The organism is Myxococcus sp. AS-1-15 (assembly GCF_020037055.1).
In the GTDB taxonomy this organism is placed as follows: domain Bacteria; phylum Myxococcota; class Myxococcia; order Myxococcales; family Myxococcaceae; genus Myxococcus; species Myxococcus fulvus.
In genome coordinates, this window is the sequence record NZ_JAIQDF010000069.1 from 1 (window position 1) to 1,156 (window position 1,156).

2 protein-coding genes are annotated in these 1,156 nt (G+C 67.7%); both read right to left on the reverse strand.

The window, feature by feature from the left end; all coding sequences use genetic code 11:
- Complete coding sequence (locus tag K8625_RS43545) at positions 1–657, reverse strand: IS630 family transposase (protein WP_223786110.1); 657 nt, start codon at positions 655–657, stop codon at positions 1–3.
- Positions 579–1,115, reverse strand: a complete 537-nt coding sequence (locus K8625_RS43550; protein WP_223786111.1) for a helix-turn-helix domain-containing protein — start codon at positions 1,113–1,115, stop codon at positions 579–581. The genes K8625_RS43545 and K8625_RS43550 overlap by 79 nt, the downstream gene beginning before the upstream one ends.
- Between the last annotated feature and the right edge of the window lie 41 nt (positions 1,116–1,156).

Consider the following 1,156-nt stretch of genomic DNA (forward strand, 5'->3'; position numbering starts at 1 on the left):
CTAAGTAGGTCGCCAGAAGTTCTCTAACAAATCGCGTAGCCAGAAGCCCTCGGCGAGGCAGCCGGCCTTGCGGAGGGCGTCCCGTGCAGAAAGGCCCAGCACCCATCGGATGGCGGCGCCGACGTGCTGCTCGACCGTGGGGTACTGACGGTTGGCGGAAACGCGTTGCTTCAGGGAGCGCCACAAGTGGTCCATGCAGTTGAGTTCTGAGCGCTGCTTGGGCAACAGCAGCAGGTGGATTCCGAGGCGAGCGGCGAGCTGCTGGGACTTCTGGGCCGTGTGACAGCTGGCGCGGTCCAACACCAGCAGCAGAGGGCGACCGGGGTAGGCGGCACGCAGGGCGCGCAGAAAATCCATGAAGTCTTCGCGTCTGGCGCGCTGGGTTGCCAGCAGCACGCGCTTGCCGGTGCGAGGGTTGATGGCGCCCCACAGTGTGCGCTTGGCGTTCTCGCCTGTAATCGGCACCACGGCCTGCTCTCCCCTGGGGGCCCAGGCGGCGCGCAGCGGCGGAAACCACCGCAGCACCGTGCTGTCCATGACGAGCAGCACGGCCCGGGGGAACAGGCGTTTGAGCCGTTTCAGACGGCGGACAAGGCCCCCTTTTTCTGCCCTGGATGGGGCGCCGCCGTGGCGTACACGTACCGTGGCCGCTTCCACGCCAGGCCCGCCTCGTGCAGCCGGCGGCGCAGTGTACGGGGCGACACCTCGATGCCCTGTCGCTTCAGGTGCGTGCACAGCAGCGGCACCGTCCATCCGTGGCTCGCCCAGGACTGCTTCTCTGGGCTGCCTCGGACGACTTCGCGCAGGCGCTCGGCCGTCAGGCGCGGCGCATTCCTCGGCCGCCCCTGCCGCGGGGCATCTCGCAGCGCTTCGGGGTCACGCTGCGCCAGATAGCGCTCCAGCCAGAAGTAGACGGCTGACCGACTCAGGGCTGCCAGATGCGCAGCCTCGCCCGGGCCTTTGCCCTCTGCGAGGAGTCTCACTGCCAGTAGTCGACGGAAGTGGCGGGCGTCGCGCACGCTTCGCAGCGCATGCTCCAGCTTCCGCCTGTCCTCTGCTGTCAGCCCCAGTTCGGCAGGGCTCCTTGCCGGTCGCATGGTCCAGAAAATGCGCATGCGACCGGCATTTGTCTCGGAACTTCCGGCGACCTACTTAG

Coding starts and splice junctions, on each gene's coding strand:
- K8625_RS43550 (WP_223786111.1), bottom strand. CDS start 1,115: ATGCGCATTTTCTGGACCATGCGACCGGCAAGGAGCCCTGCCGAACTG.